Consider the following 23,377-nt stretch of genomic DNA (forward strand, 5'->3'; position numbering starts at 1 on the left):
CTGTCCTCCGCTTCGATACCGCCGCAGCTTCCCCTGCCCGATGCACCCGCTGATCGAGCCGCCCGTCGATCAAAGTCTCGCAATTGAATGGCGCTGCCACAGCAATGGCTTGCAGCAGGCCCGGCCGTGCCTGTTGCCCATGTGCGGGAGAAGTTCCCGGTTCTTCACATTAATTTATGTACTGGTCAGTTTGATATTCAGGGTGGATTCCGTCGGCTAACGGATAATTCACAACTATCGAACGGCCACAGATTCAGGCCGTAACGATCAAGACCAATAACGAGGTAATGCCGAAATGAAGACTTCTTTGATCGCTCTGGGCCTGCTGGCCGCCCTGCCGTTCGCCGCTTCGGCTGCCGATGGCCTGTCCTACAACTATGTGGAAGGCGGCTATGTGAATACTGACGCCAAGGGCGGCGACGCCGATGGTTGGGCGGTGAAGGGCTCGGTTGCGGTACATCCGAACTTCCATGTGTTCGGTGAGTACAACGCGCAGGAAACCGACAAGTTCAAGGCTGATGTCGACCAGTGGCGCCTGGGTGTTGGTTACAACTACACCGTTGCCCCGAATACCGACCTGCTGGCCCGTGCGGCCTACCAGAAGCTGGATCTGGAGTACGGCCCGAAGTTCAACGGTTACAGCGCTGAAGTCGGCGTGCGTACCGCCTTCACCCCGAACCTCGAAGGCTATGCCCTGGCTGGCTACGAGGACTACAGCAAGAAGAACGGCTACAACCCGGACGGCGAGTTCTACGGCCGCGTCGGCGCCACCGGCAAGTTCAACGCGAACTGGGGCCTGACCGGCGAAGTGAAGCTGGCCAAGGCTGGCGACAAGGAATGGTTCGTCGGCCCGCGCTTCACCTGGTAAGCGACACAGCAACAAGCGACAAGTAGTGGTGTTGTATGGCGCGTGACCTCTCTCCCACGCGCCGCTGGAAGCCCGGTCCTCCCCCGACCGGGCTTCTTTTTTGCGCGGCATCCGGCGGTAGTGCCGAGCCATGCTCGGCAAGCCTGGCTTTCTGTAGTGCCGAGCCATGCTCGGCTGAAGCTTCACCGGTAGAGCCACTGCCGAGCGTGGCTCGGCACTACAAAAAACAAAAAAGCCCAGCAATGCCGGGCTTTTTTTTAATCGTCGCTCATCCTTACTTGAACAGCGTATCCGGGTACTCCGGCTTCTGCTCACGGGCCAGCAGCTGCTGCAGGCCTTCGGATGGGCTGAGTTCGCCGTGCAGTACCGACTGCACTGCCTTGGAGATCGGCAGGTCGATGCCGTGGCGATCGGCCTGACGCATGACTTCATCGGCGGTCTGCACCGATTCCACCACCTGGCCGATTTCCTTCACCGCATCGGGCAGGCTCTGGCCGCGACCAAGCGCCAAACCCAGGCGGCGGTTGCGCGACAGGTCGCCGGTGCTGGTCAGCACCAGATCGCCGAGGCCGGCCAGACCCATCAGGGTTTCCGGCTTGCCACCGATGGCAGCGGCCAGTCGCAGCATTTCGTTGAGTCCACGGGTGATCAGGCCGGCACGGGCGTTCAGGCCCAGCTGCATGCCATCGGCCACGCCGGTTGCCACTGCCAGCACGTTCTTCATCGCCCCACCCAGCTCGGCACCGACCATGTCGTCGCCGGTATAGGCGCGGAACGCCGGGCCATGCATGGCGTCTGCCACCTGCTGGGAGAACGCATCGTCATCACCGTGGACGGTGATGGCGGTGGGCAGGCCGAGGGTGACTTCCTTGGCGAAGGACGGGCCAGTGACGACGGCCAACGGCACGTCCGGGCCCAGCACTTCACGCGCTACTTCATGCAGGAAACGGCCCGAGCCGGGCTCGAAGCCCTTGGTCGCCCAGGCCACGCCTGCCCCCGCCGGCCGCAGCGGCGCCAGCGCGCGCACGGTTTCGGCAAAGGCATGCGAAGGCACCACCACCAGGATCCAGTCTGCCCCGGTAACGGTGGCAGCCAGGTCGGTGCTGGCGCGCAAGGATTCTGGCAAGGGAATCCCCGGCAGGTACCGGGGATTCTCATGACGCTGATCAATCGCCTCGATTACCGCTGCATCACGTCCCCACAGCACGGTCGTATGACCGTGCCGGGCCAACAGTGTGGCCAGCGCGGTGCCCCAGGAGCCCGCGCCGACAACGGCGATCTTTTCTGCGTCGTTCGTACTCATACAGAAACGCAGACGCCGATCAGGCGTTGCCAGCCGGCTCGGAGTCGGCCAGCGACGGCTCACCCTGCTGCTGGCGCTGACGCAGGGTTTCAGCGTACAGGCCTTCGAAGTTGATCGGCTGCAGGTAGAACGGCGGGAAGCCGCCAGCCTGGATCAGGTCCGAGACAATCGAACGCACGTACGGGAACAGGATGTTCGGGCACTGGGTGCCCAGCAGCACGTCGATCGCCTGCGGCTCCAGACCGATCAGGCCGAACACGCCAGCCTGCTCGACTTCGGCCACATAGGCGGTCTTGTCACCGGCCTTGCAGGTCAGGGTCACGCCCAGCACCACTTCGAAAGCGGTCTCGGACAGGCGCTGTACCTTCTGGTTCAGGTTCAGCTGCAGGTCCGGCTGCACGTTCTCGTTGAAGATGACCGGGGAATTCGGCGACTCGAACGAAACGTCCTTGACGTAGATCTTCTCGATGGTGAAAGCCGGGCCGTTGGCGGATTCGTCGGCCGGGACTACGCCGTTGGTGTTCTCTTCGGACATTGCTCAAGACTCCAGAACAGATTGTTCATTGAATGGGATTAGTACAAGACCAGCGATGGGGGCGGTTGCCCACCTACACAAGCCCTGACTGAAAATTTGCTGACTCAGTTACGGCCCTTGACCAGCAGCAGATCTGCTGCCTGCCAGGCCGGCAAACCACCGTCGAGCACATAAACCTGCTCGTAACCGGCTTTTTTCAGTGCTTTGGCTGCTGTTGCCGAGGCATTGCCGGTACGGCACAGCAACACCACCGGGCTCTGCTTGGCATTGGCCAGCAGCTTGTGCGCGGGGGTCAACTGGGCCGGCTGCACATTGCGGCTACCGGCAATATGGCCCTTCTCGAAGTCGGCGGCAGCCGACAGATCGATCACGGTCGCGCCGCCAGCATTGATCATATGGGTCAATTCAGACGGCTTGAGCGACTTGTAGCCACGGAACAGGCGGGCGATCTCGGTGGCAATGATGGCCACCGTCAGGCCGACCAGGGCCAGCGACAGCATCGGATTTCGGCCGGCGAAGGCCAGCAACTCTTCGTAATTCACTCAGGTCACGGGTCGATAAGAGGGCATGGATTGTCGCACAGCCGGTGAAAATGCAGCCAATGCCTCATTGGCCCTGCCAGAAGTCCGGCAAACCGGCTGCCTGCCACCAACGCTTGGCTTCCGGATCCCAGCGCCAGCGCTCGTTCACGATGACCGTCCGCTCTGCCTGGGTATTCCGGTTGATGACGCCCATTTCGATGCGTCGCTCGATGCTGCCGTCGGCGCCGGCAGCTGCCGAACGCTCGCGGTAGCTGGACACCTGCACCTGCCGGTAGCGCTCGCGCTGCAGGTCGGTGATCGGGTGCTGCTGCAGGTAGAGCGGGTCGATGAATTCTTCCGCCTTGTCGAAATCGCCCCAGCGCACGGCCGCAACATAGGCCTCCTGGGTAGGCACCAGCTTGTTGCGCTGTGAGCGGCTCGGGCCCTCTGCCTGGGCTGAACCAGCGACCAGCAACAAGGCGACGGCAACGGACTGGAACAGGTTTCGGAACATGCAGGCCCCCTCGGTAATGGCCGATCTTAGCCTTTGCCGAGGGCAACGAAGCGACCCTCGAACTCGGCCGCCCCACCTTCGATTGCCGCCCGTACCGTCACCCGCGCACGGCCGCGCTTACTGAACGTGGTCAGGAATTCATCCCAGTCCTGGTCCGGCGCCAGCCGCGCGGTTGCCAGCAGGTCGCCATACACTGGCGCACGGTAGCGGATGTTGCTGTCGGCCACGTACACCTCGGCCTGCTGGCCGGCCAAGCCCAGGCGCATGCTGACCAGCGCCCAGCCCGACAGGGTCATCACCGACGCCAGGCTACCGCCGAAGGCATTGCCCTTGTCGTTGATGTTGACGTCCAACGGCGCCTGCATGCGCAGCACGCCGTTGTCATAGCCCGCAATACGAATGCCCATCGCCGCAACCGGCGGCATTGCGGTAAGAGTGCGCTGGAGGTTCTCCAGCAGCACGGGGTCAGCAAAATGTTCGGACATGTACGCGCACGCAAAACGGAAAGCGCCCGCATAATGCATGGAATGAATCGCCCCGCCTATGTGCCAGCCGACACGGTCTGGCATCTCATCTCGATGCGTCCGCAAGGGCAACACGACACCGTGCGCAGCGCAGCGGCGCGTTTGGGTGCACGTACGCTGGCGTTGTCGCCCTGGCGACTGCAGATGCGTGCCGACGAGGAAACACGCGAGCAGCTGAACGCAGCACGTGACTACGATCGACTGGTGTTCACCAGCCCCGCCGCCGCCGAAGCCGCCGCGCGCTTGCTGCCATTGGCCGAGCTTCGCGCAGGCAGCCTGATTGCCGTTGGCGAAGGCACCGCGCGCGCCTTGCGTCGCCGCGGTGCGACCAGCGTGCAGGCGCCGGCCCGGATGGACAGCGAAGGCCTGCTGGCCTTGCCTGCCATGCAACACCTGCACGGCCTGCGCGTGGCCCTGGTCACCGCTCCCGGCGGTCGCGGCGTGATTGCCGCGCAGGTGCGGGAACGTGGCGCCAAGCTGCAACGCATCGATGTCTACGAGCGCGTGCCATTGCCGGTCAGCAAGGCCACCATTGCGCGCCTGCAGGCACTGCCAACGCCTTATGTGGTGGCGATCAGCAGCGGCGAAGCCTTGCAGACGGTGCTGCCGTATCTGCCGCCAGACCTGCTGCAGCGCTGGCAGCAGGCCGCAGCGGTCACCGCCAGCGCACGGCTGGCCGAACTTGCCACCGAGCTTGGCTTCCGCAACGTCAGCATCGCCACAGGCCCACTGCCTGCACAGCTGGCCAGCGCCGCCCACGCCGCGCTTTTCCCGGCCGCAGGCTGAGCGCACCCGCAAGGGCGACTTGCAGGCATGCAGCGCGCGGGCGATGCTTTGCCTGCACCAACAGCGTGGTCACCCTTGTGTCGTGGCCATGCCCGCCAAGGATGTTGCCCCCCGATGAATGAAGACGTCGCACCCGTTCAACCGCGCCGGCCCCTGCGCTGGCTCCTGCCGCTGATCGCCATCGCCGTGCTGGTCGCTGCAGGCTGGTTTGGCTGGCACAGCTGGCAGAGCCGCCAACAGCAGGCCGATCTGGCCCGCGACAGCGCGACCCAGCAATTGAACGCCATGCAGCAGGGGCTGGACGCCCTGCGCCGCGACCAGCGCGCCAATGCCCGCAGCATCCAGGACGCCGCCGCCACCAATCGCGTGCTGCGCGATGAAGTGCTGGGGCTGAGCCAGCGCAACGCGCTGCTGGAAGAAAACCTTGCCCAGTTGGCCGACAGCTCGCGCCAGGGTGCGCAGGCCGTGCGCCGCGAAGAGGCCGAGCTGCTGCTCAACCAGGCCCAGCAGCGACTGACTTTTGCCGGCGACCTGGACGGTGCGCGTCGCCTGTATGCGCTGGCCGCCAGCGCGCTGGAAGGCATCGACAGCCCCGACTACCTCAACCTGCGCCAGGCGTTGATCCAGGAGCGCAATGCGCTGGACGCACTGGGCCCGGGCGTGCGCGCCCGCACCGCTGCCCAGCTCGAGCAATGGTCCACTGAACTGGAACGCCTGCCCGAACACCTGCAGCTAGCCGCCGACACCCAGCAACCGTGGTGGCAGCAGATGCTGTCGCCGCTGGTGCAGATCCGTCCGGCCGACGGCAAGGTCCTGGTTGCCCGCTCCGAACGCATCGCCGCCAATGACTCGCTGCAGATCGAGCTGAGCCTTGCCCGCGCCGCCCTTGAGCGCGGCGACGGCAAGGCCTGGCAGCAGGCACTGGACCGCGTGGACGGCTGGCTGCAGCGGCTGTGGCCGGATTCACCGCAGCGCCAGCTGCGCCGCAGTGAACTGCGCGAGATGCGCGGCGTGGAACTGCGCCCCAACCTGCCGGAACTGGGCAGCACCCTGCAGCAACTGCGCAGCACGCGCGCCGCCAAGGACGCACCATGAAGGCCTTCCGTTCCCTGTTGCTGGTGTTGCTGGTCGCCGCTGCCGGCATCTTTGGTGCGCAATGGCTGGGCCAGGACTCCGTACGTGCCTTGGGCGAAGTGATCGTCCGTGCCGGCGACCACGACTACATCGCCACCTTGCCGCAGGCCGCGTTGGCGGTACTGATCGCCGCTTTACTGGTATGGCTGCTGTGGTCGCTGATCAGCACCCCGTTCCGGGCCTGGGCACGGCATCGCCGCAAGCAGGGCCGCGCGCGCCTGATCGACGGCCTGCAGGCATTGGACAACGGCCAATGGCAACGCGCCGAAAAACTGCTGCAGAGCGCGGCAACCGAGAAAGCCGTACGCCCTATCGCCCTGGTGGCCGCCATGCGCGCGGCCGAAGCACGCGAGGACAACAGCAGCGCCGGCCAGCATCTGCAGCAATTGGCCGAAGCCGACCCGCACCTGCATGCCCTGCACAGCGCCGAGCGCTGGCTGCAGCTGGACAAGCCGCTGGAAGCGATCAACGCGCTGGACCTGCCGGCCCTGCAACCACTGCCGCCACGCGGCCTGTGGCTGCGCACCGAGGCCTTGCAACGCGCTGGCCGCGCCGAAGAGGCCTATGGCCAGCTTGGCGCGCTGCGCCAGCAGCAGGTGCTGCCACCCAGCGCGGTTGCCGGCCTGGAAACCACGCTTGCCCTGCAGATGCTGGACGAAGCCAGCGACGTCAATACGCTGGCTGCTCGCTGGGAAGTGCTGCCCAAGTCCGTGCGGGTCAGCCCACAGGCGGTGGCGCGCTATGCACAGCGCGCGGTAGCACTGAACTGGACCGATGTCGCCCTGCGCAGCATCGAACAGACCCTGGACAGCCACTGGGACGAAGCCCTGGTCAGCCTGTACACGCAGCTGCCGGTGGAGAAATTCGATTCGCGCCGGGCCAGCGCCCAGCGTTGGCTGCAATCGCATCCCAACAGCCCCGCACTGCTGCTGGGCCTGGCCCGTCTTGCCGTTGGCCAGGGCCAATGGTCGCAGGCCGAGGAGTTCCTGCACCGGGCCATCGCCCGGGATGCCGGCGCCGACGCCTGGGAAGCCTTGGGCGAGGTGTTTGCCGCACAGGACGAGCAGGCGCTGGCCAGCCAGTGCCTGCTCAATGCAGTGCGCCAGCGCCGCGGCGAAACACCGCAGCCGATCCAACGCCGCACCCTGCACCAGCAGATCCAGGACCAGGCCGTGGCCGAAGAGCGCGATGCCCATGGTTTTCCGCGTTTGCCGGGCTGAGCCTCTGCAGGTGCACCCTCGACGCTTTCCGTAACGAGCCGCAATGAACATACCTCCGGATATCCATGCGCGCGTGGTCGCACTGACCGACGCCATCCTCAACGCCTGCGAAGATGGCGAAGAAGACGCCAGTGCATCGCTGTATGCACAGCTGCATGCTTACTGCGACTCAATCGCGGCTGCCGGCCGTGATCATCCATTCCTGTGGGAAACGCTGGCAGACTTCACCGGCGATGATCACCTCGCCATCAAGCACTACACCCACGCATTGATGCTTGCCAACGCAGCGCAGGCCATCAACTACGAAGCCTCGATCTGCCTGGCACTGGCCGAACGTCATTCCAACCTGGGCGATGTTGCCGCGGCCCACGAACACGCGCTGCGCGCAGATGCATTGGCACAGCGCACGGACGACCTGCCACTGCACCAGGCCATCAGCCAGTTCCTGCTGGATCACGCACAGGCGGCCAACGAGGGCTGAGCTGGCGCTGCATCGTCCGGGCGCATTGCGCTCGCCCGGACTTCGTTGGCCACTGTCGAACTAGTCGCGGCGATACGGGTAGCGCGGCAGGCGCGCAAGAAACGCCGACGATACCCCGCGATACACGGCCAAGCTCGCATCGATCTTCCTGGGCTTGAGTATCTGCATGCCGATCAGGCCCCACAGCACCATCACCAGGAAGGTCAGTATCCCCAGGCCGATCACCACCCCGCTGTCGAACAGGAAACAGCCAAACAGCGGCACCAGCGATGCCCACGCCATCAGGATGAAGTTCAGCCGCCGCTTGCGATGTGCCGAACACAGGCCGACGTTGTGCACTGCCGTCTTGCGCACCGCCAGTGCGGCAATCAGGTAGACCAGGATGTGCAGCAGGATCAGCAGGTACATCCACGGCGAGTGCCAATAGAACTTGCGCTGGCGGTACTCCAGCGCCGGCTTTCCACACTTGACGCAGTAGCGCGGCAGATCGCCATGCGGCAAGGCCAGCAGCTGATCGCCATCACGCCAGCAGGTACCGTTGTCCGGGCTGGTGTTGGCAAGCGGTGGCGGCAAGGCCTCCGGCGCGGCATACGGGTTGAACTCATCCATTCCTTACGTCCCCTGTGAGAATCGAACAGGCCGCCTCCTGGGCGACCCGAACCTGCGTCCTTGGCATCACATGCGGTCGCTGGCACTTTCCACGCGACGGGGAAGGCCCGCCGCTGAGCTGCCTGCGGAACAACGCCACTCAGCGTTTGGTCGATGTCGACTCGGCCCCAGCTGCAGCGGCAGCGGCAGCGGCAGCGGCTGCATCTGCTTCCGCAGCGGCCGCTGCGGCAGCAGCGACATCCATGGTCGTTCCACCCGTGTAGGCGGCATCTGCAGCAGCTTCTGCCGCATAGGCTGCAGCTTCGACTGACGCATCGGCCGCCGTCGCAGCGGTATCTGCTGCCGCCTGCGCTGCCTCTGGCGACATATCCGGGGTGCCGGCAATGCGCGCAGTTGCCCCCTCTGCCGCCTCTTTGGCCGGCGGCGCATTCGCGTCCACCGCCATGGTGTTCATCGCGCTGTTTTCGGCGATCAGCTGCAGCTGCTGTGCGATCTCGGCGACGTATTGGCGACGCGCGCGTTCGCGCTCCTGCCCAGGCACCAGACGCTCCGGCAGTGGCTGCAGGCGCTCGAAGCGGGCGCGCGCGGCATCGAAGCGCGACAACCTGCGCTCCCATTCGCCCAGCAGCATCTGGCAGTACAGCCAGGGTTCGTCCTGATCAGCGGCGGCGCGCGCATCCGGACATTGTTGCGCGACCGCCGCCGATGCGGCTTGCACGTAGCGCGGGTATTGTTCCGGCGATGCCTGCCAGGTTGCGCTCTGCAACACCCCGGCACGATCCTTCAACGGCGCATCGACGGCTTCGAACAGGCGCGCCAGCAACCAGTAGCTGGTTTCAGTACCACGCATGCGCTGGTAGTCGTCGCTTTCGACCACTGCCGTCAGGCGCTTGATCTCGTCGGCGCTGTAATCGTCCTTGTAGATGACGAAGCCGTTGCCCGGACAGGACACCAGTGGCCACGGCGATTGGATGGCGCCATGCAGGCGTCCATCGAGGAAGTGGCCAAACGCCGTGCCAGACCCCATTTCCTGCGCACTGAAGCGCTCGCCGCCGATCGGGCAGACATGCTCCACCTGCATGAAGGTCATCGCGGCGGCAGGCGCCGCCCATCCTGCCAACAGCACAGCCAAACCGATCGCAATACGCTTCATGCCCTGCCCCATCCTTTGGTAGGCAGACATTGTAGTGCCGACCCATGGTCGGCAAGGAGCATTACCGGCAACGCCACTGCTGTAGTGCCGACCCATGGTCGGCAGGGGGCATTACCGGTAAGGCCTCTGCCGAGCATGGCTCGGCACTACAAACGGCGCATCAGCGCTCGACGATGGCGACCACGCCCATGCCGCCGGCGGTGCAGATCGACACCAGTGCACGACCGCCGCCGCGGGCAGCCAGCTCCTTGGCCACGGTGCCGATGATGCGGGCACCGGTCGCGGCGAACGGGTGGCCGGTGGCCAGCGACGAACCCAGCGGGTTGATCTTGGCCGGGTCGATACGACCGAGCGCTGCATCCAGGCCCAGGCGGTTGCGGCAGTAATCCTCGCTTTCCCACGCGCTCAGCGTGCACAGCACCTGCGCGGCGAAGGCTTCGTGGATTTCATAGATATCGAAATCCTGCAGGGTCAGGCCATTGCGCTTGAGCATTTCCGGCACGGCGGTGGTCGGCGCCATCAGCAGGCCTTCGCCATGCACGAAATCCACTGCCGAGACCTGCGAATCGCGCAGATAGGCCAGCGGCTCGTGGCCGTGCGCGCGCGCCCATTCCTCGCTGGCCAGCAGCACCGCGGCGGCACCGTCGGTCAGCGGAGTGGAGTTGGCGGCGGTCAGGGTGCCGCGGCCAGAGACCTTGTCGAAGGCCGGCTTCAAGGTGGCCAGCTTGTCCAGCGAGGTATCCGGGCGCAGCACGTTGTCGCGCTCGACGCCGCGGAACGGTGCGATCAGGTCGCTGAAGAAACCGCGCTCGTAAGCGGCAGCCAGCTTCTTGTGCGAAGACACCGCCCATTCGTCCTGCGCTTCACGGGAGATGTTCCATTCCTTGGCCATGTCCTCGCAGTGGTCGCCCATGCTCTTGCCGGTGCGCGGCTCGGCGACACCCGGGAACTCGGGCTTGAGCTCGGAAAATTTGAAACCCTTGAGCAGGGTGCGGATCTTGTCGCCGGTGCTCTTGGCACGGTTGGCCGCCAGCAGGCGCGCGCGCAGCTTCTTGCCGTAGACGATCGGCACGTCGGAGGTGGTGTCCGAACCACCGCCGATGCCGGATTCGATCTGCCCCAGGGCGATCTTGTTGGCGACGGTGATGATGCTGTCCAGCGAAGTACCACAAGCACGTTGCAGGGTGATGCCCGGGGTCAGCGGTGACAGGCCGGACGACAGCGCGGCCTCGCGGCCGAGGTTCCAGTCGCTGGGATGCTTGATCACCGCGCCCATCGCCACTTCGCCCAACTGCTGGCCGTGCAGGCCGAACCGTTCAACAAGCGCCCCAAGCGTACGGACCGACATGCCAAGGTTGCCAACGTCCGAATAAGCGGTGTTCTGACGGCAGAACGGGATGCGGACACCACCGAGGATGGCGACGGGTCGAGCGCTGGGCATGCGGGTACCTGACATGGGAAAGAGTGTTCAAAGTGGCCTGCACGCGATAGCAGGCATAATGGTGTTGAGTGTAGCTTCGAGGCCGTGATGGGCCAACCGCGAATCATGAGCAATTCAAACCCCGACGTGAACGCCCTTGGCGTAGTGGCATTGGAACTGGCTGGCGGCGAGCAGCCCGGCAAGGCAGCCCTGGGCTCCGAGCAGGCTGGTGAGCTGGCTGCGCTGATCGGCCGTGACCTGACCAAGCTGGTACCGCAGGTCAGCGAACTGGACCTGGTTTTCGCCGCCGCGCATTTCGACCCGGCCGAAGTCCTGCGTCCCGGCCTGCCCATTCATCGGCGCCTGGAAGAGCTGCAGATGCGCGCCCCCGGCCGCAACCACGGCGCGCGCTTGTTGGCGTTTGGTGCCGATGCCAATGGCGAGATCCCGCTGCCGCTGCAGGCCGATCCCGCGCTGACCGGCGGTGCGCTGCGGCTGCTGCCGTTCGTGCTGGCTGGCGGTGAAGCAGCCGTGCGCCATGAAGTGCGCGATGCGCTGGAAGACGTGCTGCTGGCCAATGGCATGGCACAGCCGGACACCGCGCTGCTGGCACAGAACAGCTTTGCCGCACAGATCGAACACGCGCGCTATTTCACCGTCAACGACCTGGCCGCGATGATGGCCATGCAATATGACAACCAGGGCCTCGCCGATCTGTGGCCAATACTGGAGACAGCGATGTTCGCGCCGAACGAAGAACAGTGGCTGGAGGCCTCACCCGAACCGTTGCTGCGTTACGTCGGCGGCGAAGTGCGGATGGCCTTGTTCGATCCGGCCGGTTGGTGCGCGCATTACGCGCAGGACAAGAACGACTGCGATCGCCTGCAGCGCGTGTACGAGCAGTACATGATGCGCCAGCGGCAGATGGCCGCCGTGTTGGAAGCGCATGGCATCGACGTGCTGTATGTGCACGTGAATGCCGGGCAGGATGCGAAGGCCCTGCTGGCGCATTGAGTGCGCGCTGGTGAATGCAGAAAGGCCGCGTAAGCGGCCTTTTCTGTTCCCGCAGTACTGCATGCACTGCCCCCTCCCTTTGCCGAAGGCAAGGGGAGGGTTGGGGAGGGGTGCAGTTGCTGTCGCCTTTTGTCTTGCCTCGGTCTTCCGACCGGAAAGCTCAGCGGCTGGTCAATTTGATAGCTCTGAGTGGAGAGCAGGTGGGAAGGCGAAGGCCAAAGCCACAGCCACAGCCGAAGCTAGAGCCAAAGCCAAAGCCAAAGCGCCCCTCCCCAGCCCTCCCCTTCGCTGCGCGAAAGGGAGGGAGACAAGCCTTGGCGTCGGCTAGGTCAGGAAGACCGTCACTGCACCTTGGCGATCACCGCGCACGCCAGGCGTGCACCTGCATTGCCGGTCGGCTGGGTCTTGTAGTCATCCGGGTCGGCGTGGACGATCAGGCCGCGGCCGACGATGTCGAAGCCATCGCCAACACCGACGTTGACGTTGCTCGCCACCGGGCCATCGATATGCGCGTTGCCCTGCGCGTCGGCCTTGATGTTGGGCATGTCGCCACCGTGATGCATGGCGGTGCTGATGCTGCCGTGCTCGCTGCTGCCCGGGTTGAAGTGGCCGCCTGCGCTGGTGCCATCCGGTGCGCTGCAATCACCCTTCTCGTGGATGTGGAAGCCGTGCTCGCTGTCCGGCTTCAAGCCGGTGATGTCGCCGCTGGCGCGCAGCTGGCCGTCGACCAGGCTGAAGTTGATGGTGCCGGCGACCGTGCTGTCCTTGGTCGGCTGCAACTGTGCGGTGGCGATCGGCTTGGCCATTTCCGGCGGTGCGGCCGGGTCGGCAACTGGCGTCGTGGCCGCTTCAGCGGCGACGGTCTCAGCCGGTGCGGCATCGGGCTCTGCGCCCTTGTTGCAGGCGGTGAGGGCCAGGGCGCTGGCGAGGAACAGGCTGGTGTGGATCAGTCGCATTGGTTGACTCCCTTGCTGGTCTGGATCGAATCCGGATTGGACTTGCAGGTGGCGCGCTCAGCGCACCACACGAATCACCGCACAGGCGACACGCGCACCTGCATTGCCGGCCGGTTGGCTGCGGTAATCATCGGCTGACGCATGTACCACCAGTGCGCGCCCAGCGACATCGTTTGCAGCACCACCGCCGAGGGTAACGCCGCGAAGATGAACGTCCACGTTCGCCACGCCTTTGGCATCGGCCTGCAGGTTGTCCATGTCGCCGGCATGATGCGCGCCGCCAGCGGCGCGGCCGTGCTGCTGCATGCCCGGGTTGAAGTGGCCGCCGGCGCTGCTGGCATCCACCGCGCTGCAATCGCCTTTCTCATGCACATGGAAGGCGGCCTGCTGGCCGCGCGGCAAGCCACCGATCACACCTGTGATATGCACGCCGCCCGCTTCCGGCACCAGTGCGAGACGGCCACTGACCAGACTGGCCGAGGCCGGTGCGAGATTCGCTTCGGCCATCCTGGCCGTGCTGACCGTTGCCACCGGCGGCGGCGCCTCCGGCTTGGGTGCGGGCGTCGATCCGCAGGCGCTGAGCAGCAGCGCTGCAGCGACGGCGGCGGTAATGGGTAGCAGGATGCGCATCGATATCTCCTTGCAACAGATCAGGCGGGCCGGTGCCATGTTCAACTGCCGCGACGGCGGCCAGGCCCAAGTTTGCGGGTAACGGTGTTACGGCCAAGTCCGAGCCGGGTCGCGGCATCGGCACGGTGGCCATCGGTGAAATCCAGTGCCACTTCCAGCAGCACGTTGTCCAGGCGCTCACGCGCCTCGGCATGCAGGCCACTGGCGCCTTCGGCCAAACGCTGCCTGGCCCATGCCGCCAAGGCCTTGTCCCAGTGCTGCGGCGCCACCGCGGCAGTGCTGCCGTTGGCACGCCCGCCGCGATTCAAGGCGGCCTGTACATCATCGGCCGATACCGTATCGGCGACAGCCAATGCCGCCAGGCGCCAGCAGACGTTCTCCAGCTCGCGGACGTTGCCCGGCCAGTGGTGCTCGCGCAGCGCTTTCACCGCAGCAACCGACAGACGCTTGGGCGGCATGTCGAGTCGCCGCGCGGCATTGGCCAGGAAGTTCTCGGCCAGCTGCGGCACATCGCCCAGACGCTCACGGAGTGGCGGCAGCAGCAACCGCACCATGTCCAGCCGGTGCAGCAGGTCGGCACGGAAGCGCCCTTGTTCGACCAGTGTTTCCAGGTCCTGGTGGGTGGCTGCAACCACGCGTACGTCGACGCGGATCAGCTCGCGGCCACCAACGCGGAAGAACTCGCCTTCGGCCAGCACGCGCAGCAATCGCGTCTGCAGCGCCAGCGGCATGTCGCCGATTTCATCGAGGAACAGGGTGCCGCCGTCGGCCTGCTCGAAGCGGCCGATGTGGCGCTTGGTCGCGCCGGTGAAGGCGCCTGCTTCGTGACCGAACAACTCGCTTTCCAGCAGCTCGGCCGGGATCGCAGCGGTGTTCAACGCTACGAACGGGCCTTTTGCGCGCGGTGACTCGCGATGCAGGGCGTTGGCCACCAACTCCTTGCCGGTCCCGGTCTCGCCGTTGATCAGCACCGACAGCGGTGCCTGCGCGAGTCGTCCGATGGCGCGGAACAGCGCGCGCATGGCGGGGGTGTCACCGATCAGCTGCGGTGGGCCTTCTTCCTTCTGCGCTGCCGCGGGCGGGAGTGCCACCGGCTGCGGCAGCTCTTCGGCTTCGGGCAGCGCGCGCCGCGCCAGCTCCACCGCATCGTCCAGGTCGAAGGGCTTGGACAGGAATTCATGCGCACCACCACGGAACGCGCCAGCGGTGCTCGCCACGTCGGTATAGGCCGACATCACGATTACCGGCAACTGCGGATGCGCGGTCTTGAGCTTGTCCAGCAATACCAGTCCATCGTCACCGGGCATGCGCACATCGGTGAACAGCAGATCCGGCACCGGCTGCCGCGCCATCGCACTCAGCGCCGCGGCAGCGCTATCGAAACCTTCCACCGTGTAACCGGCGTCGCGCAAGGCGGTGGTCAGGACGAAACGCACCGAGCGATCGTCATCGACGACCCAGACGGTCGCGGCCTGCGTGGACTTAGGCATCTGCCACCTCCGGCGCTTCCTCGGCGGCTGGCAATGGCAGCAGTACGGTGAACACGGTGTGGCCGGGGCGCGAGCGGTAGCTCAAGGTGCCGCGGTGTTCGCGTGCGACCTGCTGGGCCAGTGCCAGTCCGAGCCCGGTGCCTTCGGCGCGGCCACTGACCAGCGGCAGGAACAGGTGCTCGGCCAGTTCTTCCGGCACGCCACGGCCGTCATCGGCCACTTCCAGCCGCAGGGCAAGCGCATAGGGCTGCTCGGCGATGCGCAGGCCGTGCTCGACACGGGTGCGCAGGGTGACGCTGGTGGCGCCGGCCTGGATCGCGTTGCGGACCAGGTTCAACAAAGCCTGGGTGAGGCGGTCGCCATCGCCGGGGAACTCGGGAATGCTGGGATCGTAATCACGCAGCAGGCGCACCGACCAGCCGGCTTCGTTCTCGACCAGGCGCAGCACCCGCTCCAGTGCGGCATGGATGTTCAGCGGCGCATGCGGGCGCTGCGGTGCCGGCGACAGCAGCTGTTCCAGCAAGGTATTGAGGCGTTCGATCTCGGCGCCGATCAGTTCGATCAACTCGCGCTCGTCGGCATCGCGCCCGCTCGCACGGCGAGCCAGCAGCTGCGCCGCGCCTTTCAGGCCGGCCAGCGGATTGCGCAGCTCATGGGCCAGGCCCTTCAAGGCCGCACTGAACGCGCCGGGCAAGACCTGCGCCGGGTCCGTGCCCTGGAACTCGTCCACCGGGTGCGCTTCCAGCAGCCAACCGCCCTGCTCCACGCCGCTCAGCCAGCCATCGGCGAAACGCGGCGTCTCTCCCGGCAGGGCCAGGGTCAGCCGTGGCAGGCGGCTCATGTCGGTGGCTGGATTGGCGAGGCGCTGTGCCAGCACCTCGCCCTGCGCTTCCAGCGACACCAGCGGCTGGCCCAGCAGGCGCCGCACACTGACCCCCAGCCAACGGCAGAAGGCCGGGTTGGCACCCTGGATGCGGCCGTCCGCGCCACACCAGACCAGTGGCGTGGCCAGCAACTCCGGAGTGGGCGAGAAATCGGCGTCGGTCATTGCACCAATATAGTGCAAAGCGGGCCGATCACTGCTTCTGCTGCAGCAGGGAATACAGGATGCGGGCGTCCTCGGCGTCCAGCTCGGCCGGCAGGCTGTCGCTGCCACGGAAACGACGGTGGAAGGCACGCGCAGCGGCAGCGCGGTCGTCCAGCGCGTAACCGAAGGCCTGCATCGCCATCCAGCTGTCAAAACCGGCCGGCGCCGGGCCGTGCTTCGGGTCTGGCCACAGGCCGAAACCGGCTTCGGCCAGCTGCTGCCACGGGAAGTAACGGCTGGGGTCAGCTTTGCGGGTCGGGGCCAGGTCGGCGTGGCCGATGATCTGGCTGCGCGGGATGTTGTAGCGCTTGCAGAGATCGTCGAGCAGGCGCAGCAGGCTGGCGATCTGCGGCTGGGTGAACGGGCTGTCGCCGTTGTTGTCGATCTCGATGCCGATCGACGTCGAGTTGAGGTCGGTGAAGCCGCCCCAGCGGCCACCACCGGCATGCCAGGCGCGTTCGCCATCGGCCACCAGCTGGTAGAGCTCACCATCGCTGCCGACCAGGTAGTGCGAGCTGACCTTGCCGCCGCTGTTGGCGCTGCGCAGCGTGTCCAGGCTCTCCTGCACCGAGTCCTGCTCGGTGTGGTGCAGCACGATCAACACCGGCTGGCGATCGTTGTAGTTCGGCGACGGCACCCAGTGCGCGAGCGGATTGCGCTCCGGTGTGGAGGTACAGGCAGTCAGCGTGGTCAACAGGGCGAGCGGCAACAGCAGTTTGGTCTTCATATGGGCCATTGCACGTTGCCGGGCGTTGCTTTGCAAGTGCGCTCGGGCATGGGACGACAACTGGGCCGATGACGGCGGCGATGTGGCTTGCTTGCATTGGAGGGCCTGCTCAGGGAGTTGGGGAGCCGACGTGATGCCGGCATGGAACATGCGTTGCATGTTCAAGACGCTTTCCGCTGGGGATGGCTGGCCGATGTGGCTAGGCTATGCAGATGGATGGTTCGTCGATCTGCTGGAGCGGCAATGCGTGATTCACTGAAACAGAAAATTGTTGCGGTCTGCGATGCAAAGGTTGCGGCGAAGGGGCCGACGGTTGGAGTATCGTTCTATGCGTTTTTTGCGAATCGGAATGATGATCCGGAACTGCTGATGGAAGCGGCTACGTGGTGGATCAAGATCCATCGCCTGGATCACTTCGAGAAGGCTGAGAAGGTGAAGGCGTTGGTGCTGGCAGAGGGATGACGCACACTGGGTTTCTTCGGTTTGATGCCGGCTGTGCGGTGATGCTGCTTCGCCGCACCCTTTCCCCAACCCCTCTCCCGGAGGGAGAGGGGCTCTGCTTTTTGCGGGATGGCGTCCTGTAGTGCCGAGCCATGCTCGGCAGGGGCCTTCCCGGTAATGCCTCAAAGCTGCCCTCACCCCAACCCCTCTCCCGCACGCGGGAGAGGGGCTTGAAGCGACAAGCGGGAGGGGCTTTGATTTCTTTCTAGATCAGGGCTTAAGCGCTCAACCCTCGTACGCCGATTCGCCGTGGGTGGTGACGTCCAGGCCGGTGCGCTCTGCTTCTTCGCTGACGCGCAGGCCAACCAGGGCACGAACCACCAGCAGGATGACGGCGGTGACCACGGCCGACCACAGCACGGTGAAGCCGACGCTGACCACCTGCACCCACACCTGGTGGGCGATATCCAGATCGACCTTGGTGCCGCCCAGCGACTGCGCGCTGAACACGCCGGTGAGGATGGCGCCGACAATGCCGCCCACGCCATGCACGCCGAACACGTCGGCGGTGTCATCGGCCTTCAGCAGGCGCTTCAAGCCGGTAACACCCCAGACGCAGATGATGCCGGTGACAAAACCAATCACGATGGCGCCCATTGGACCAACGGTGCCGCAGGCCGGCGTCACACCGACCAGACCAGCCACCGCGCCCGAGGCTGCACCAAGCGCCGACGGATGGCCCTTGGTGACGGCTTCGACCAGCGTCCAGCCCAGCACCGCTGCAGCAGTCGCCAGCACGGTGTTGATGAAGGCCAGCGAGGCGACGGTGTCGGCAGCGGCGGCCGAGCCGGCGTTGAAGCCGAACCAGCCCACCCACAGCAACATCGCGCCGATCCAGGTCAACGGCAGGTTGTGCGGCTTCAATGCGGTCTGGCCATAACCCAGGCGCTTGCCAACGAACCATGCAGCGACCAGGCCGGCAACACCGGCATTGATGTGCACCACGGTGCCACCGGCAAAATCGATCGCGCCCATCTCACCGAGATAGCCGCCGCCCCAGACGATGTGCGCCATCGGGATGTAGCTCAGGGTGAACCACAGCGCCGAGAACAGCAGCACCGCGCGGAACTTGATGCGCTCGGCGAAGGCGCCGACGATCAGTGCGGTGGTGATGCCGGCGAAGGTCGACTGGAAGGCAACGAACAGGAAGTCCGGCAGGCCGGCGATCGGCGTATTGCCCACCGAGTCAGGGGTGAAGCCCTTGAGGAAGGCGAATTCGGTGAAGGAACCGAAGAACTGGTTGCCCGCACTGAACACCGCGCTGTAGCCGTAAGCCACCCACAGGATCAGCACCAGCGAGAACACCACCAGTACCTGGCTGAGCACCGACAACACGTTCTTGGCACGCACCAGGCCGCCGTAGAACAGCGCAAGGCCGGGCACCACCATCATCAGCACCAGCAAGGTGGCGGTGAGCATCCACGCCACATCACCCTTGTCGAAGCTGGGTGCGGCGTCTGCTTCAGCAGCAGGTGCGGCTGCGGCCTCTGCCGGCGCGGCTGCCACTTCAGTGGCAGTAGCAGGCGGCGCCTGCGTGTCCTGTGCCCAGGCACTGCTGGAAAACATGCCCAGCAGCATCGCGGTGAGCATGAAAGACAGGCACAGGCCTCCGAGCCGGGCTTTCAACCCGGTGAAAAATTCCGTTCGCATTGTCGACTCCGGTTGTGGGGGTGGAACCTGCCAGCGACCTGTTGTCACCTGGCGGTCGCTGCCGCCGGAGGACGGGTCGGTAGCGGGCTCTTAAAGCGCGTCGGCGCCTGTTTCGCCGGTGCGGATACGCACCACTTGTTCAAGCGCGGTAACGAAGATCTTGCCGTCACCGATCTTGCCGGTGCCAGCTGCGCCCTGCAGGGCTTCGATCACCGCCTCGACGTTGTCGTCGGTGACGGCGGTTTCAATGCGGATCTTGGGGAGGAAATCGACGACGTATTCGGCGCCACGGTACAGCTCGGTGTGGCCTTTCTGCCGTCCAAAGCCCTTGACCTCGGTGACGGTGATGCCGGAAACGCCTGCGGCGCCCAAGGCTTCACGCACTTCGTCGAGCTTGAATGGACGGATGATCGCGGAGATTAATTTCATGCGCATGTCCCGATGTGGAGGAGACCGGCCTGCGGCTGCGGGCCGGCATCGTGTCTTCCACCGGCCGTTGTGCGGCCGCTGGCTGTTGCGCCGAACGCATCATGGGCCTGGCTGTTGCCGCCGGCATCGCTGCCGGCGACCGCAACCACGCGGGAGGGAGGAGTGGCCCATGCCGCGCGCTCGGATTCTCTTGCCCCTGCAGGTGTGTTGCTGGCTGTTGCTTCGCCTGTGTGCTCCCCAGCAACAAAGGCGGCGGCGATGGACGCAGATGGGAGGGGGAGGGTCCACGCCACCGCCGCCTAAAAACAGCTAGAAACTACACCTGGTGTTGCCGGCGGCCAGCGCGATGCGAGGGCCGCCGTTACATCAGTTTGTTGCCTCAGCTTGCGTAGTACAGCTGGTATTCGAGCGGGTGGGTCGCTGCGCGGAACGCGGTGACTTCCTTCATCTTCAACGCGATGTAGGCATCGATGAAGTCGTCGCTCATCACGCCGCCGGCCTTGAGGAACTCGCGGTCCTTGTCCAGCGCTTCCAGTGCCTGGTCCAGCGAGGAACAGACCTGCGGGATCAGCTTCTCTTCTTCCGGCGGCAGGTCGTACAGATCCTTGTCGCTCGGTGCACCCGGGTCGATCTGGTTCTTGATGCCGTCCAAGCCGGCCATCATCAGCGCGGTGAAGGTCAGGTAGCCGGACTGGATCGGATCCGGGAAACGCATTTCGATACGGCGTGCCTTCGGGTTGGACACCCACGGAATGCGGCACGACGCCGAACGGTTGCGGGCCGAGTAGGCCAGCATCACCGGTGCCTCGAAGCCCGGGACCAGGCGCTTGTAGCTGTTGGTGCCGGAGTTGGCGAAGGCATTGATGGCACGGGCGTGCTTGAAGATGCCGCCGATGTACCACAGCGCCATCTGGCTCAGGCCGCCGTAACCGTCACCGGAGAACAGGTTGTTGCCACCCTTGGCCAGCGACTGGTGCACGTGCATGCCGCTGCCGTTGTCGCCGACCAGCGGCTTGGGCATGAAGGTGACGGTCTTGCCGTTGCGGTGGGCAACGTTCTTGATGACGTGCTTCATGCGCTGCAGTTCGTCGGCCTTGGTCACCAGGGTGTTGAACTTGGCGCCGATCTCGCACTGGCCGGCATTGGCCACTTCGTGGTGGTGCACTTCGACTTCGATGCCGACCTTTTCCAGCACCTTGCACATCTCGGCGCGGATATCGTGCAGCGAATCGGTCGGCGGCACCGGGAAGTAACCGCCCTTCACGGCCGGACGGTAACCGGTGTTGGTGCCGTCATAGCTCTTGCCGGTGTTCCAGGAGCCTTCCTCGGAGTTGATCTTGAAGAAGGTGTGGCCCATGTCGTTGGCGAACTGGACCGAATCGAAGATGAAGAATTCCGGTTCCGGGCCGAAGAAGGCCAGGTCGGCGATGCCTGAGGACTTCAGGTACGACTCGGCGCGCTTGGCGATGCCGCGCGGGCAGCGGCCGTAGCCCTGCATGGTGGCCGGGTCGAGCACGTCACAGGTCAGCACCAGGGTCGGGTCGGCGTAGAACGGGTCCACGTAGGCGCTGGCCGGGTCCGGCATCAGCACCATGTCCGACTCGGCGATGCCCTTCCAACCGGCGATCGAGCTGCCGTCGAACATCTTGCCTTCTTCAAACAGCGACGGCTCGATGATCGACGCCGGGAAGGTCACGTGCTGCTCGATGCCACGCATGTCGACGAAACGCAGGTCGATGAACTCGATCTGGTTGTCCTTGATCAGCTTCTCAACGTTTTCCAGGGACATCGGGTGAAACCTCGGATGGATGAAGAATGTGTGTATTACAGCAAGCGCCGTGCCAACTTTTGAAGCGATGTAAGCCGTTGTTTTGAATAGGCAATGGTTGCACTTGCACCTTTATGGTCGCACCACATTGGTGCTACTCATGCGTCACGCACCGTTCGGGTGCGAAAAGCGCAATGGACTATGCTGTGCCCGACTCCCCTCAATCCGCTTCCATGTCCGACCTGCTCTCCGCCCTGCTCCTTGGCATCCTCGAAGGCCTCACCGAATTCCTCCCGATCTCCAGCACTGGCCATCTGCTGATCGCCCAGCATTGGCTGGGTGAGCGCTCGGATTTCTTCAACATCGTCATCCAGGCCGGCGCCATCATCGCCGTCACCCTGGTGCTGCGGCAGCGGCTGTGGTCGCTGGCCACCGGCTTGAACCAGCGCGAGAACCGCGACTACGTGATGAAGCTGGGCGTGGCCTTCCTGGTCACCGCGCTGGTCGGCCTGCCGGTGCGCCTGGCTGGTTGGGAACTGCCCGAAACCGTTACCCCGGTGGCCTGGGCACTGGTCATCGGCGGCGTCTGGATGCTGGTCGCCGAGCGCTTTGCCGCACGCATGCCCGACAACGAAACGGTGACCTGGAAGGTTGCCATTGCCGTCGGCCTGGCGCAGGTGGTGGCCGGTGTGTTCCCCGGTACCTCGCGCTCGGCCGCGGCCATCTTCCTGGCCATGTTGCTGGGCCTGAGCCGGCGCTCGGCGGCAACCGAGTTCGTCTTCCTGGTCGGCATCCCGACCATGTTCGCCGCCAGCGCTTATGCGTTCCTGGAACTGGCCAAGGACGGCAAGCTTGGCAGCGAGAACTGGACCGACGTCGGCGTGGCCTTCGCCGCCGCCGTGGTCACCGGTTTCATTGTGGTCAAATGGCTGTTGAGCTATATCAAGCGTCATTCCTTCAGCGGCTTCGCCCTGTATCGGATCGCCTTGGGCATCGGCCTTCTGTTGTTTTTGCCTGCTGGAAACTGAATGCGTCACTGCGGAGTTGACCCCGGCGCCCACGCCGGGCCGTTTATCGCCCCGAATCTTTCCACGCTCCCAAGGAGTTCCAAATGAAGCGCATCCTCCTGTTGGCCCTGCCGTTCGCCCTGATGACCGCCTGCAGCAACCCGCCGGCCGCCAAGGACGCCACCGATCCGGCGGCCCCTGCTGCGACCGCAGCTGCCGCGACGCCTGCCGCTGCAACGGCGAACATCGACGCCAGCCAGCTCGGCGCCAACCACTGGCTGCTGGACAACGCCGTGGACGCCAGCGGCAAGCGCATCGACGGCCTGTTCGCACAGGCTGACAAGCCGCTGACCCTGGACTTCAAGGACAACCGCCTGTCGGTCAGCAACGCCTGCAACAACATCGGCGGCGGCTACACACTGGACGCCGGTGCACTGACCGTCGGCAACCTGATGTCCACCAACAAGGCCTGCCAGGGCCCGCTGATGGCGGTTGACGGCCTGATCAGCGAGCGCCTGCAGGGCAAGTTGACCGTGCGCGCACTGGATGCTTCGGCACTGACCCTGGTCACCGCTTCCGGCGATGTGCTGAGCTTCCGCGCCGAGCCGACCGCCGAGACCCGCTACGGTGGCCCGGGCGAGACGGTGTTCATGGAAGTGGAGCCGCAGACCAAGCCCTGCCCGCACCCGCTGATGAAGGACGCCACCTGCCTGCAGGTGCGCGAGGTGAAGTACAACGAGCAGGGCCTGGAGCAGGGCAAGCGCGGTGAGTTCACCAACTTCTACGGCAACATCGAGGGTTACACCCACGAGCCGGGCGTGCGCAATGTGCTGCGCCTGAAGCGCTACCAGATCAAGAACCCGCCGGCTGATGCACCGTCGCAAGCCTATGTGCTGGACATGGTGGTGATGTCGGAAATGGCGAAGTAAGCCCGAAGGGCTTACGCAAACAGCAAGGGCGCCTGACGGCGCCCTTGCTGTTTTGTAGAGCCGAGCCATGCTCGGCTGGGGCATTACCGGGAAAGTACCTGCCGAGCCTGGCTCGGCACAA

The 23,377-nt window shown here is 65.2% G+C and carries 25 protein-coding genes; 9 read left to right on the plus strand and 16 right to left on the minus strand.

Annotated elements, in window-relative coordinates; genetic code table 11:
* The first annotated feature begins 295 nt into the window (after positions 1-295).
* Positions 296-868 carry an OmpO family porin gene (locus tag ACVOLI_RS05910; protein WP_481533909.1) on the plus strand — a complete coding sequence of 191 codons (573 nt, stop codon included), beginning with the start codon at positions 296-298 and terminating at the stop codon, positions 866-868.
* Between the two features lie 274 nt (positions 869-1,142).
* On the opposite strand, the gene ACVOLI_RS05915 is transcribed toward ACVOLI_RS05910, so the two are convergent.
* The 5 genes from ACVOLI_RS05915 to ACVOLI_RS05935 form a co-directional block, all read right to left on the minus strand.
* A complete protein-coding gene (locus tag ACVOLI_RS05915) occupies positions 1,143-2,171 on the minus strand; it encodes an NAD(P)H-dependent glycerol-3-phosphate dehydrogenase (RefSeq protein ID WP_282269648.1) in 1,029 nt (342 codons plus the stop codon).
* A gap of 19 nt (positions 2,172-2,190) precedes the next feature.
* A complete protein-coding gene (gene secB, locus ACVOLI_RS05920; protein WP_282269650.1) occupies positions 2,191-2,706 on the minus strand; it encodes a protein-export chaperone SecB in 516 nt (171 codons plus the stop codon).
* A gap of 104 nt (positions 2,707-2,810) precedes the next feature.
* Positions 2,811-3,248, minus strand: a complete 438-nt coding sequence (locus ACVOLI_RS05925) for a rhodanese-like domain-containing protein (protein WP_057629188.1) — start codon at positions 3,246-3,248, stop codon at positions 2,811-2,813.
* A 64-nt stretch (positions 3,249-3,312) separates the two neighbouring features.
* Positions 3,313-3,741, minus strand: a complete 429-nt coding sequence (locus ACVOLI_RS05930) for a hypothetical protein (RefSeq protein WP_481533910.1) — start codon at positions 3,739-3,741, stop codon at positions 3,313-3,315.
* A gap of 26 nt (positions 3,742-3,767) precedes the next feature.
* The gene (locus ACVOLI_RS05935) at positions 3,768-4,226 is read right to left on the minus strand and encodes a YiiD C-terminal domain-containing protein (RefSeq protein WP_481533911.1); all 459 of its coding nucleotides are present in this window, start codon (positions 4,224-4,226) and stop codon (positions 3,768-3,770) included.
* 42 nt (positions 4,227-4,268) lie between these two features.
* Here ACVOLI_RS05935 and ACVOLI_RS05940 point away from each other — a divergent pair, with 42 nt between their 5' ends.
* From ACVOLI_RS05940 to ACVOLI_RS05955, 4 genes are all read left to right on the plus strand, one after another.
* Positions 4,269-5,051, plus strand: coding sequence for a uroporphyrinogen-III synthase (locus ACVOLI_RS05940; RefSeq protein WP_481533912.1), 783 nt, complete (start codon positions 4,269-4,271; stop codon positions 5,049-5,051).
* A 114-nt stretch (positions 5,052-5,165) separates the two neighbouring features.
* A complete protein-coding gene (locus ACVOLI_RS05945) occupies positions 5,166-6,146 on the plus strand; it encodes a uroporphyrinogen-III C-methyltransferase (RefSeq protein WP_481533913.1) in 981 nt (326 codons plus the stop codon).
* On the plus strand, positions 6,143-7,405 hold the full coding sequence (locus ACVOLI_RS05950) for a heme biosynthesis HemY N-terminal domain-containing protein (protein WP_481533914.1): 1,263 nt from the start codon (positions 6,143-6,145) through the stop codon (positions 7,403-7,405). The genes ACVOLI_RS05945 and ACVOLI_RS05950 overlap by 4 nt, the downstream gene beginning before the upstream one ends.
* Positions 7,406-7,448: 43 nt before the next feature.
* The gene (locus ACVOLI_RS05955; protein ID WP_481533915.1) at positions 7,449-7,886 is read left to right on the plus strand and encodes a hypothetical protein; all 438 of its coding nucleotides are present in this window, start codon (positions 7,449-7,451) and stop codon (positions 7,884-7,886) included.
* A gap of 60 nt (positions 7,887-7,946) precedes the next feature.
* Here the strand turns inward: ACVOLI_RS05955 and ACVOLI_RS05960 are convergent, their stop codons facing one another.
* The 3 genes from ACVOLI_RS05960 to ACVOLI_RS05970 form a co-directional block, all read right to left on the minus strand.
* Complete coding sequence (locus ACVOLI_RS05960) at positions 7,947-8,495, minus strand: hypothetical protein (RefSeq protein WP_481533916.1); 549 nt, start codon at positions 8,493-8,495, stop codon at positions 7,947-7,949.
* A gap of 139 nt (positions 8,496-8,634) precedes the next feature.
* The gene (locus tag ACVOLI_RS05965) at positions 8,635-9,648 is read right to left on the minus strand and encodes a hypothetical protein (RefSeq protein WP_481533917.1); all 1,014 of its coding nucleotides are present in this window, start codon (positions 9,646-9,648) and stop codon (positions 8,635-8,637) included.
* A gap of 160 nt (positions 9,649-9,808) precedes the next feature.
* Positions 9,809-11,104 (minus strand): acetyl-CoA C-acetyltransferase, encoded by a 1,296-nt coding sequence (locus tag ACVOLI_RS05970; protein WP_481533918.1) that lies wholly within the window; start codon positions 11,102-11,104, stop codon positions 9,809-9,811.
* A gap of 90 nt (positions 11,105-11,194) precedes the next feature.
* Here ACVOLI_RS05970 and ACVOLI_RS05975 point away from each other — a divergent pair, with 90 nt between their 5' ends.
* On the plus strand, positions 11,195-12,082 hold the full coding sequence (locus ACVOLI_RS05975; RefSeq protein ID WP_296248492.1) for a hypothetical protein: 888 nt from the start codon (positions 11,195-11,197) through the stop codon (positions 12,080-12,082).
* 341 nt (positions 12,083-12,423) lie between these two features.
* On the opposite strand, the gene ACVOLI_RS05980 is transcribed toward ACVOLI_RS05975, so the two are convergent.
* Genes ACVOLI_RS05980 through ACVOLI_RS06000 form a run of 5 tightly spaced genes read right to left on the minus strand, consistent with a single transcriptional unit; the run spans position 12,424 to position 16,972 of the window.
* Complete coding sequence (locus tag ACVOLI_RS05980; protein ID WP_481533919.1) at positions 12,424-13,038, minus strand: superoxide dismutase family protein; 615 nt, start codon at positions 13,036-13,038, stop codon at positions 12,424-12,426.
* A 57-nt stretch (positions 13,039-13,095) separates the two neighbouring features.
* Positions 13,096-13,668, minus strand: a complete 573-nt coding sequence (locus tag ACVOLI_RS05985; RefSeq protein ID WP_481533920.1) for a superoxide dismutase family protein — start codon at positions 13,666-13,668, stop codon at positions 13,096-13,098.
* Between the two features lie 41 nt (positions 13,669-13,709).
* Positions 13,710-15,158 (minus strand): nitrogen regulation protein NR(I), encoded by a 1,449-nt coding sequence (gene ntrC / locus ACVOLI_RS05990; RefSeq protein ID WP_481533921.1) that lies wholly within the window; start codon positions 15,156-15,158, stop codon positions 13,710-13,712.
* Positions 15,151-16,206, minus strand: a complete 1,056-nt coding sequence (locus ACVOLI_RS05995) for a two-component system sensor histidine kinase NtrB (protein ID WP_296248484.1) — start codon at positions 16,204-16,206, stop codon at positions 15,151-15,153. The genes ntrC and ACVOLI_RS05995 overlap by 8 nt, the downstream gene beginning before the upstream one ends.
* A 28-nt stretch (positions 16,207-16,234) precedes the next feature.
* Complete coding sequence (locus ACVOLI_RS06000) at positions 16,235-16,972, minus strand: N-acetylmuramoyl-L-alanine amidase (RefSeq protein WP_481533922.1); 738 nt, start codon at positions 16,970-16,972, stop codon at positions 16,235-16,237.
* A gap of 243 nt (positions 16,973-17,215) precedes the next feature.
* Between ACVOLI_RS06000 and ACVOLI_RS06005 the strand changes: the two genes are divergently transcribed.
* On the plus strand, positions 17,216-17,434 hold the full coding sequence (locus tag ACVOLI_RS06005; RefSeq protein ID WP_481533923.1) for a DUF6500 family protein: 219 nt from the start codon (positions 17,216-17,218) through the stop codon (positions 17,432-17,434).
* Between the two features lie 264 nt (positions 17,435-17,698).
* Here the strand turns inward: ACVOLI_RS06005 and ACVOLI_RS06010 are convergent, their stop codons facing one another.
* From ACVOLI_RS06010 to glnA, 3 genes are all read right to left on the minus strand, one after another.
* The gene (locus ACVOLI_RS06010) at positions 17,699-19,123 is read right to left on the minus strand and encodes an ammonium transporter (RefSeq protein ID WP_481533924.1); all 1,425 of its coding nucleotides are present in this window, start codon (positions 19,121-19,123) and stop codon (positions 17,699-17,701) included.
* Between the two features lie 90 nt (positions 19,124-19,213).
* On the minus strand, positions 19,214-19,552 hold the full coding sequence (locus ACVOLI_RS06015; protein WP_057627937.1) for a P-II family nitrogen regulator: 339 nt from the start codon (positions 19,550-19,552) through the stop codon (positions 19,214-19,216).
* A gap of 379 nt (positions 19,553-19,931) precedes the next feature.
* Positions 19,932-21,341 carry a type I glutamate--ammonia ligase gene (glnA, locus tag ACVOLI_RS06020; RefSeq protein ID WP_481533925.1) on the minus strand — a complete coding sequence of 470 codons (1,410 nt, stop codon included), beginning with the start codon at positions 21,339-21,341 and terminating at the stop codon, positions 19,932-19,934.
* Between the two features lie 212 nt (positions 21,342-21,553).
* Between glnA and ACVOLI_RS06025 the strand changes: the two genes are divergently transcribed.
* Together ACVOLI_RS06025 and ACVOLI_RS06030 are read left to right on the plus strand one after the other, a co-directional pair.
* Complete coding sequence (locus ACVOLI_RS06025) at positions 21,554-22,348, plus strand: undecaprenyl-diphosphate phosphatase (RefSeq protein WP_296252737.1); 795 nt, start codon at positions 21,554-21,556, stop codon at positions 22,346-22,348.
* Between the two features lie 83 nt (positions 22,349-22,431).
* Positions 22,432-23,256 carry a DUF4377 domain-containing protein gene (locus ACVOLI_RS06030; RefSeq protein ID WP_481533926.1) on the plus strand — a complete coding sequence of 275 codons (825 nt, stop codon included), beginning with the start codon at positions 22,432-22,434 and terminating at the stop codon, positions 23,254-23,256.
* The last annotated feature ends 121 nt before the right edge of the window (positions 23,257-23,377 follow it).

It is taken from the genome of Stenotrophomonas sp. STEN029 (genome assembly GCF_056760015.1).

What these genes read in the sequence shown, in the direction of transcription:
- ACVOLI_RS05910 (WP_481533909.1), top strand. Translation starts at nt 296, where the DNA reads ATGAAGACTTCTTTGATCGCTCTGGGCCTGCTGGCCGCCCTGCCGTTC.
- ACVOLI_RS05915 (WP_282269648.1), bottom strand. Translation starts at nt 2,171, where the DNA reads ATGAGTACGAACGACGCAGAAAAGATCGCCGTTGTCGGCGCGGGCTCC.
- secB (WP_282269650.1), bottom strand. Translation starts at nt 2,706, where the DNA reads ATGTCCGAAGAGAACACCAACGGCGTAGTCCCGGCCGACGAATCCGCC.
- ACVOLI_RS05930 (WP_481533910.1), bottom strand. Translation starts at nt 3,741, where the DNA reads ATGTTCCGAAACCTGTTCCAGTCCGTTGCCGTCGCCTTGTTGCTGGTC.
- ACVOLI_RS05935 (WP_481533911.1), bottom strand. Translation starts at nt 4,226, where the DNA reads ATGTCCGAACATTTTGCTGACCCCGTGCTGCTGGAGAACCTCCAGCGC.
- ACVOLI_RS05940 (WP_481533912.1), top strand. Translation starts at nt 4,269, where the DNA reads ATGAATCGCCCCGCCTATGTGCCAGCCGACACGGTCTGGCATCTCATC.
- ACVOLI_RS05945 (WP_481533913.1), top strand. Translation starts at nt 5,166, where the DNA reads ATGAATGAAGACGTCGCACCCGTTCAACCGCGCCGGCCCCTGCGCTGG.
- ACVOLI_RS05950 (WP_481533914.1), top strand. Translation starts at nt 6,143, where the DNA reads ATGAAGGCCTTCCGTTCCCTGTTGCTGGTGTTGCTGGTCGCCGCTGCC.
- ACVOLI_RS05955 (WP_481533915.1), top strand. Translation starts at nt 7,449, where the DNA reads ATGAACATACCTCCGGATATCCATGCGCGCGTGGTCGCACTGACCGAC.
- ACVOLI_RS05960 (WP_481533916.1), bottom strand. Translation starts at nt 8,495, where the DNA reads ATGGATGAGTTCAACCCGTATGCCGCGCCGGAGGCCTTGCCGCCACCG.
- ACVOLI_RS05965 (WP_481533917.1), bottom strand. Translation starts at nt 9,648, where the DNA reads ATGAAGCGTATTGCGATCGGTTTGGCTGTGCTGTTGGCAGGATGGGCG.
- ACVOLI_RS05970 (WP_481533918.1), bottom strand. Translation starts at nt 11,104, where the DNA reads ATGTCAGGTACCCGCATGCCCAGCGCTCGACCCGTCGCCATCCTCGGT.
- ACVOLI_RS05975 (WP_296248492.1), top strand. Translation starts at nt 11,195, where the DNA reads ATGAGCAATTCAAACCCCGACGTGAACGCCCTTGGCGTAGTGGCATTG.
- ACVOLI_RS05980 (WP_481533919.1), bottom strand. Translation starts at nt 13,038, where the DNA reads ATGCGACTGATCCACACCAGCCTGTTCCTCGCCAGCGCCCTGGCCCTC.
- ACVOLI_RS05985 (WP_481533920.1), bottom strand. Translation starts at nt 13,668, where the DNA reads ATGCGCATCCTGCTACCCATTACCGCCGCCGTCGCTGCAGCGCTGCTG.
- ntrC (WP_481533921.1), bottom strand. Translation starts at nt 15,158, where the DNA reads ATGCCTAAGTCCACGCAGGCCGCGACCGTCTGGGTCGTCGATGACGAT.
- ACVOLI_RS05995 (WP_296248484.1), bottom strand. Translation starts at nt 16,206, where the DNA reads ATGACCGACGCCGATTTCTCGCCCACTCCGGAGTTGCTGGCCACGCCA.
- ACVOLI_RS06000 (WP_481533922.1), bottom strand. Translation starts at nt 16,972, where the DNA reads ATGAAGACCAAACTGCTGTTGCCGCTCGCCCTGTTGACCACGCTGACT.
- ACVOLI_RS06005 (WP_481533923.1), top strand. Translation starts at nt 17,216, where the DNA reads ATGCGTGATTCACTGAAACAGAAAATTGTTGCGGTCTGCGATGCAAAG.
- ACVOLI_RS06010 (WP_481533924.1), bottom strand. Translation starts at nt 19,123, where the DNA reads ATGCGAACGGAATTTTTCACCGGGTTGAAAGCCCGGCTCGGAGGCCTG.
- ACVOLI_RS06015 (WP_057627937.1), bottom strand. Translation starts at nt 19,552, where the DNA reads ATGAAATTAATCTCCGCGATCATCCGTCCATTCAAGCTCGACGAAGTG.
- glnA (WP_481533925.1), bottom strand. Translation starts at nt 21,341, where the DNA reads ATGTCCCTGGAAAACGTTGAGAAGCTGATCAAGGACAACCAGATCGAG.
- ACVOLI_RS06025 (WP_296252737.1), top strand. Translation starts at nt 21,554, where the DNA reads ATGTCCGACCTGCTCTCCGCCCTGCTCCTTGGCATCCTCGAAGGCCTC.
- ACVOLI_RS06030 (WP_481533926.1), top strand. Translation starts at nt 22,432, where the DNA reads ATGAAGCGCATCCTCCTGTTGGCCCTGCCGTTCGCCCTGATGACCGCC.